This is a genomic window from Halolactibacillus halophilus, assembly GCF_900115605.1.
Lineage (GTDB): Bacteria > Bacillota > Bacilli > Bacillales > Amphibacillaceae > Halolactibacillus > Halolactibacillus halophilus.
The window spans coordinates 1-7903 of record NZ_FOXC01000057.1; the positions used below are offsets into that span (position 1 = coordinate 1).

Here is a 7903-nt window from a genome sequence, read left to right on the forward strand (position 1 = left end):
CAATCAGATGAAACAAAAAACTTTCTGGCGAAGAAAAATTAACGGATGAGGATTTTTCTATCGCCAAGCAAGCTGAATACTTAGATAAACTCATCTTGAAATTAATGGATAAGGGTAAGGACATTAACGAGGTGCTCGATATGCCCATTCATTATGTTGTACAACTGATGCAAGATAAAAATAAGCCAAGAGAAGAAAAGTCTCTTATCAAGGCTTTTGGCGGTTAAGAAGGGAGGATAAATGATGGCAGAAAGAATTGAAGGTCTATCCATTGAGTTGGATTTAGAAACGATGAAAATCAACTCAGGTCTAAAAGATTTAAAATCCCAATTAACGACTGTAAATAGTGAAATGAAAGCCAATATGTCTGCATTTGATCGCAGTGATAAAACCATTGTTAAATATGAAACACGGTTAAATGGATTGAACAAGAAGTTAGAGGTACAACAAGCCGTTACAGATAGCGCTAGAAAAAGCTATGAAAAGATGGTAAAAGAACATGGTGAAGGTTCAGAGGAAGCTCAAAAGGCCGCAAAAGAGTATAACAATCAAGTCGCTGCTTTAAACAATTTAAGTCGTTATGTTGAGCGCGTTGAAAAAGATTTATCTCAGTTAAGAGAAGAACAACGCATCGCTAATTCTAATTGGACAAAGTTGGGCAACACCCTGGACAATGCCGGTAACAAAATGAAGAATTTTGGTGACAAAGCATCAGGCGTCGGAAATGCCTTATCTAAGACTGTCACGCCTGCAGTGATTGGTATGGGAACAGCGATGGGGCTCGTCGCATCTAGCTATGAGGATTCCGCGGTGAAAATACAAAACTCACTGGGTTTAACTGCAGAAGAAACCAAAGAACTGACCGATATCTCACGAAATATTTATAAAAACGGATTTGGAGAAAGTGCAGAAGAAATTGATACTGCTTTATTACAAACAAAACAGAATATACGTGACTTAAACAATGAAGATTTAGAACGAATTACAGAGAAAGCTTTTTTACTTGCTGATACGTTCGAATCAGACGTAAATGAAGTCACTCGAGCAGGAAATAACATCATGAAGGGATTCGGTCTTGAAGCTGATGAAGCCTTTGATTTAATGGCTAAAGGAGCACAGAACGGACTTAATTTTAGTAATGAGATGTTTGATAATCTGAGTGAGTATTCCACTCTGTTTGGTAATATGGGCTATTCAGCTGAAGAATACTTTGAATTACTGCAGAAAGGTACTGAAGCAGGTGTTTATAACCTTGATTACATCAATGATGTCATGAAAGAATTCCAAATTCGTGTAAAAGATGGGTCAAAAACAACATCAGACGCGATGGATCAATTATCTGAAGAAACTCAGACAGTTTGGAAAGAGTTTAATAAAGGTGATAAAACCGTTAAAGATGTATCAAATGCCGTCTTAAAAGAATTGAAAGGCATGGATGACCAAGTTTCTGCTAATCAGATAGGTGTTGAGCTATTTGGTACCAAATTCGAGGATTTAGAATCAGAAGCAATGTATGCTCTTGGTGATATCGGAGAGGGTCTAGAAGATGTAGACGGAACAATGGACGATATGACTAAGAATGCTGAGAAATCTATTTCTCAGCAATGGAAGTCAACTTGGCGTGAAGCAAAAGAAGTATTACTACCTGTTGGAGAAACTTTGCTTGATTTTACGAGAGAAGTATTACCAGATGTTAAGGATAGTATCGAGGGCGTAACACAATGGTTTGAAGAGTTAGATGAGGAAGGTAAGAAAAATATTATCATGATCGGCGGGATAGCTGCAGTTGCAGGTCCTGCTATTTCTGCGTTTGGAAGTTTGAGTTCAGGCGTTGGCGGTCTATTAAAAGTTGGTGGATCGTTATCGACCTTATTTGGTAAAGCGGGTGGTGCAGCTTTACTTGGCCAGATTGGTAGTTTAGGCGTTGCCGGTCTTGGCGGTGTCGCTGTTGCAGGTGTTGCAGGTTTAACATATGGCATTTTTAAACTTAGTGATGCAATGCGTGATAGTAGCAAAGTAAACCTAGAAAAAATTGAAACGATGCAAGAGGAATTACAAGCAACAGATGATTTGATTAGTCGTTTTGATGAACTTCAAGATAAAAATGCTTTAACCACTGATGAGATGTTGAGATACATGGATATACTCGCAGAACTTCAGCAAACGAATGCACCAGACAAAATAAAGGAACTTACGACAGAGCAAGAAGATTTACTCGAAAAAAGCGGATTTACAAACGATGAGATGGAAGAATTTCTTGATTTAAATGATGATGTTATCGAGAAGGCACCGGCAACCTCAAAAGCAATCAGCTCGCAAGGTGAGGCCTACGCTGAAAATACTTTAGCATTAAAAGAGTACAGTCAAGAACAACGAAATATTTTAGAAGCAGAAGTACAACAACAGTTAAACGACGCTATTAACGAACACGCTCAAACGCAACGTGATTTGAATAAATTAATTGCTGAAGCTAAAGAACTTGATAAAGAACGTATTGCTAATCAAGATGAACAAAAGAAAAACATGCAGGAACAAACGAATCAAAAAGAAGTTATTCGAGATATCGAACAACAAATTAATGATCTAGCTGACGCTAAAGACCCGAAAGATTTCTTAGAGCTTGAACGTTTGAAAACAAGCTTGGCATTAGAACAGGATACGTTACGAGAAATGAAACACCAAGAAGAAGAACTCGATCGTCTAGCTAAAGGTTTAACTGATAAGTACATTAAAAATCAAGAGAATTTAGATTTAACAAGAGAAGAGCTAGCTGAGTTAGATAACGTGCGTTTTAAGTATGAAGAGATCATCTTGTCTCAGTTAGATTTAAATTATGAAAAAGGGCAAGGCCTGAAAGCTGTTGAAACACAAATTGAATCTCTTTCTAAAGAAAAAGAAAAGCTAGATGAATTACGGTATTCTGGTGAGTTGAACACGCAAGAGTATCAGGATCAAGTAGATAAAATTAATACACAAATATCTAAACTACAGACAGCTAAAAGCGAGTTAGAAAATATTAATGAAGTCGCCGGCAGAACAATTTATCAGAGTCGAGTGGTCAATGTTAAATTCCACGCGCAATATTCTGGGTTTCAGCCTGGTGACTCAGCTAATATTGGTCTAGTCGGTGGTGGAGGACATCAACGATATGCAAAAGGTACTGACTATCATCCTGGTGGTCCTTTTCTTGCGGGTGAAGAAGGTCCTGAACTTGGTCGGCTAGGTAATCGATGGGAAATGCTTGAGTTTGGTATGTATAAGCGCCCAGAGGGTTATCAAGTTTTCACGAATGAAGAAACTAAGAATATCATGAAAGCATTTAATAGTATGCCTGGTTATGCAACTGGAATAAGTCCTGATGGTGAAGCAGATAGAATTGTAAACTCTTTAAGGAATAATTCGTTTAACAAGCTGTTAGCGTTATTAGGGAAGCAAACTACTGTACCAAGCCAATCTCTCAGACAAACCTCAGTTGTTGATTATACAAAAGAATTATTGACTGCAACGTTAGAACAAAATGAATTATTGACTGCTATTCTATCTAAAGATAACAGTACAATAATAGATGCGCGATCACTGGCTAGAGGAATAGAGCCACTTATAACAGAAACTCAAGTTAGGAATAAGAAGGTGAGGGATAAATTTGCCCAATGAGTCATTAACATTTAACGGAATCAGAAAAGAATGGTTATATATTGAGCGTGGTCGAACGAAGCCTCCTTTTGCAGCACTAACAAGAAATATATTAACCGTACCAGGTTATCCGGGTGGCTATTTAAGTAGTACCGAAATAAGACCATTAAAAATTAATCAACCTGTAGGTTTTCGAATTGAAGATGATCAGGATGCATTAAACAAGAAAGATGAACTTGCGGAGTGGTTAGTTACAAATGAGCCAGTTTCATTAGAATTTGATGATGAACCAGGTAGAATTTATTATGCTGTAGTAGAAAATGCTATCGATGACTTCGAGAAAATGGCAACTCTAAGGCGAGGAACGATTACTTTCGTATGTCCGGGCCCATATGCATACGGACCCGAAAGAACCTACACCTTCCCGTCCGATTACGTCTCAGTGACGAATGAAGGCACACATGAAGCAAAACCAATCTTTGAGTTAGAAGTATTAACACCAGTTACGTTTGCCATGATACAGAACCAACATGATGAATATATGATGATTGGGAAGCCAGCTGATGATGATGTGTCAGTAATAGATGCTAAACAGCTGATTTATCAATTAACGAGTACTGACCTATCTAACTGGATAAGTCGTCCTCGTGATGTAAATTCAAGTTTCGTTGATCCGACTGTTGGCGGTGTCAGTGATGGAACTTATACTCATGACGGAACAGGTGTTATCGTTAATAACTATGGCACGCCATTTACTGAAAGAGGTGGCTATGGTCCATCAATTTATAGAGAGCTTCCATCCTCAATTCAAGACTTCGAGATGGAGGCTATTTTTGATACGCGAACGGATTTATTAGAGGAAAACTTCCGCATGGAAGTCTATTTATTTGATGAGGGTATGAAGAATATCGGCAAGATTGGTATTCGTGATCGCTTTGCTGAATTTCATAATCGAAGTGGATTGGCTAGAGCGGGTGAATATGTAGATGAATCAACAAGATATGTTATTGGACGCGCTAACTACGATTACAATAACTTAGGTAAATCTTCCATGTTTATTTTTCGTTGGAAAAGAGAAGGTCAACGCTTTACATTTTATGTTGCGGAAATTGTTAATGGCAAACATGTTAATACACTCACTCGAACGTTCACTGATCGTACGAATCAATGGACAGGTAAGATTAAATACGTCCAATTGTTTATTCGATCGTGGAAAGGTCGGAACCCGCCATATTTGGCGCGTTTTAACGACTTGAAGATATATGAGTTAACGCAAGCAACGCAAGATGAAACGCCATACATTGCGTATCCAGGAGACATAATAACGTTTGACCATAAGGATGAAGAAATGCTGTTAAATGGTGAGAATGTAATGCGATTAAAAGATTTTGGCGCAAGATTTTTTGAGCTTCAAAAAGGAACGAATGAGTTGGTTGTGCATCCGTCAAATGCTTTTAACGTGAGCATGACATACAGAGAAACATTTAAGTAGGAGGTGAGAGATATGATACACATAGTAAACGGTCAAAGTGATGAACTCGTAGGTTTTATAACTGATAACGAGGTATTGTTTAACACTCATAAACAATCGTTAGAAAATCAGCTAGAACAATTTGACTTTGAATGTCTACCGGATTTTGACTATGCTGATAAGCTAACAGACCGCAATCGCTTAATCATTCCGTCAGAAGATAAAGGTTATATTGAGTTCATTATTCAAAACGTGATTAAGACAAATGATCGAGTAGAAGTTTATACGACTGCAAGTTATTTAGATTTAATCAAAGCTAAAGTGATTCATCCAACAGTTTTAGAAAGTACAACAGCCACTGCTGCACTTAGTTTTGTGACGAATGAAACAGAGTGGCGTCCAGGTTTAGTTGAGAGTGATGCGTTACATACCATCACAATTGACACGCATACCAACCCTTTTACAATGCTAAAACGAGTGGCCAATGAATTTGACTTAGAACTACGCTTTCGAACTGAAACAGATGGTAATCGTGTAACTAATCGTTATGTTGATTTACTTGATCGAGTAGGCGCCTGGGGCGGACGAGAAGTAACGTTCGGCAAAGACCTAGACAGCATTGAACGTTCAGAGGACACAAGCGACATCTATACAGCATTATTGTGCTTAGGTCCAGAAGATGCTGATGGCAATCGTTTAGAAGTGTTAGTTGAAGATGAGGATGCTTTACAACGCTGGGGTAGACCAGACCCGATAACGGGAGAACTAAAACATTTAATCGGTGTCTATGAACCGCAATCATCGAACTTAGATATGACATTATCAGAGTTAGAACAATATGGTCGTACGGAGTTAAACAAGCGTATTAATGCCGTTATTACTTATAGTGCGAATATCGTTGACTTAGAACACGTTCCTGGCATGGAGAATAAAAAAATACGCTTTGGCAATACAATACGAATCAAAGATGAGAAGTTTAATCCACCTTTATACGTCGAAGCACGAGTGTTTGAACAGTCGCGTGATATTTTTGATAATAGTTTAAAAGAAGTAACGCTTGGTGATTTTGTAGAATTTACAGAAGAGCAAGTCAATGCAATTTGGAAGTCGTTGCAGGAACAAATCAAAGAAAAGATTAGTCAATCGCAATTGTTTGAGCTTACTTATGATAAGCCCACAATTGATGACAAAGATACTCAAGTCAAAGCAGATGCAGAACAAGATGCGACACAAAAAGCAGAACAAGCAGAAACAGCAGCCAAAGACCATGCGGATCAAGTGGCTAGTGAGGCAGAATCTCATGCAAATAACTATACAAACACGGTGAAGTCACAGATTGATGCAGAGTTATTAGATAAAGCTGGGATTGAATACGTTGATGGTCAACTAGCGTTAAAAGCGGATGGTACATTAGTCAACACAATCAACAATACTGTTGCAGATTTAGAAACAACAGCGTCTAACTTACAGCAAGCAGTCAACGACAATGAGGTTGCACTTAATGCACAAGGTGGTCGTATAACAACCGTAGAAACTGATCTTGATACAGTTGAGGGAAGCTTGTCCGTTGCTATTACAGATTTAAGTAGTCTAGAAGGTACCGTGAGTAGTCAAGGGACACAAATAAGTGCCAATACTAGTGCAATCAGTTTAAAAGCCAATCAGAGCGAGTTAGATACTGTGAGTGGTAATGTGACTGATTTAAGCAGTGAATTAAATATTCTCGCCGGACAAGTTGAATTAAAGGCGAGTCAAAGCGCACTCACGAATTTAGAAGGTGATGTGACACAAATCAGTAGCGATGTAAGTAGCTTACAGGTTGGTGTTAATGGAATCACTGCCGATGTGAGTAGTCTTGAATCAACTGTAAATGGTCATACAACCGATATATCTAGTTTGAATAGCCAATTAACAGTACAAGCCGGTCAGATATCAAGCAAGGTAGATGCTACGTATGTTACTGGTGCTATTGCGGATATTGAAGTTGGTGGAAGGAATTACTTCTCCGATAGTAATTATGAAAGTAAAACTGAAGGTGAAACATTTGGTTTGTATTCGTGGGGCGGAAACGAACAGACTGGTGAGTATAGTTCAGATGTACCTGATGGTTTAGAAGGGTTAAGTGAAAAAAGAGTTTGCACAGTAGGCGGAACTGGTGGTGGTTATCATGATAAAGAAGAAAGGTATTATGAAGCCGGAACCTATACTATCAGTTATTGGGCTAAAGGAACGAATTTAATGCATAATGGATACTTCGTTTGTCTTAATAGTTCAAGTAATAGTTATATAACGACAAACGGACCTACATTAACGGCTAATTGGAAAAGATACATTTATACAATTACGATTCCTACTTCCGGTTATTATAAGAGAAGGTCGATAATATATATCGAAAGTAGTTCGTGGATTTCGCATTTTCAAATCGAAAAAGGCAACGTAGCCACAGATTGGACACCGGCGCTAGAAGATGTTCAAGCCGAAATCGACTCCGTTTATAGTTACGCATCGTCAGAAATAAATCAATTAGCAGGACAAATCAGTTTAAAAGCAGATTCAACCACTGTCGATAGCATGAATACTCGATTATCTACTGCGGAACTCGACATAAATGCATTGGATGGGGCTATTACATCTAAAGTAGAGGTAAGTACATTTAACACTTTAAAAGGTCGGGTGGACACTGCAGAAACGACGATTAGCCAACTGGTATGTCAACACAAAACTGTACAATTTTTTTAAGGAGTGCAACTCGGACTATCGCTTCTTAGTATTTTAAATGCTTACATTAACACTGCAAAC

The 7903-nt window shown here is 38.3% G+C and carries 4 protein-coding genes; all 4 read left to right on the top strand.

The annotated features are described in order from the left end of the window. Nucleotides 1-104 precede the first annotated feature (104 nt). Genes gpGT through BM098_RS12600 form a run of 4 tightly spaced genes read left to right on the top strand, consistent with a single transcriptional unit; the run spans nucleotide 105 to nucleotide 7843 of the window. The gene (gpGT, locus tag BM098_RS13890) at nucleotides 105-227 is read left to right on the top strand and encodes a phage tail assembly chaperone GT (protein WP_268762410.1); all 123 of its coding nucleotides are present in this window, start codon (nucleotides 105-107) and stop codon (nucleotides 225-227) included. Between the two features lie 16 nt (nucleotides 228-243). After that, nucleotides 244-3654 carry a phage tail tape measure protein gene (locus BM098_RS12590; RefSeq protein WP_159430198.1) on the top strand — a complete coding sequence of 1137 codons (3411 nt, stop codon included), beginning with the start codon at nucleotides 244-246 and terminating at the stop codon, nucleotides 3652-3654. Beyond that, nucleotides 3644-5125 (top strand): distal tail protein Dit, encoded by a 1482-nt coding sequence (locus BM098_RS12595; protein WP_159430199.1) that lies wholly within the window; start codon nucleotides 3644-3646, stop codon nucleotides 5123-5125. Before BM098_RS12590 ends, BM098_RS12595 begins: the two co-directional genes overlap by 11 nt. A 12-nt stretch (nucleotides 5126-5137) precedes the next feature. Next, nucleotides 5138-7843, top strand: coding sequence for a phage tail spike protein (locus BM098_RS12600; protein WP_089833912.1), 2706 nt, complete (start codon nucleotides 5138-5140; stop codon nucleotides 7841-7843). Nucleotides 7844-7903 lie beyond the last annotated feature (60 nt).